This window comes from Achromobacter sp. SIMBA_011 (genome assembly GCF_046535435.1).
Lineage (GTDB): Bacteria > Pseudomonadota > Gammaproteobacteria > Burkholderiales > Burkholderiaceae_B > Achromobacter > Achromobacter dolens.
Genome location: NZ_JAWRWN010001215.1, coordinates 1 through 236, shown reverse-complemented (window position 1 = coordinate 236; position 236 = coordinate 1). Strand labels below are relative to the sequence as shown.

Sequence of the window (236 nt, the reverse complement as noted above, 5' to 3'; positions counted from 1 at the left end):
CAGACAATTACGCTCCGCATCTCATGCTCCTAGGTATCGATGTCGACATATACCGCTCAATCAAAGGCATTCAAAAGGAACTCGACGACATCGGCACGGAGGAGCGGCGTATCAAGGACAGTGTGCAGCTCGTCAGGCAGAAGGATCTCGACGAGGCTAGGTCCGATCTCAACGCTCTCGAAGAGGAAGTCGACAAGATACGTGAAGGAATCGACGCGCTCGAGAATGCCGCCACC

Annotated in this window: 1 protein-coding gene; it reads left to right on the top strand. The window is 54.2% G+C overall.

Annotated features, from left to right (window positions below):
* Positions 1-23: 23 nt before the first annotated feature.
* On the top strand, positions 24-236 hold a 213-nt coding region (locus SB816_RS34925; RefSeq protein WP_410548615.1), incomplete at its 3' end, for a hypothetical protein.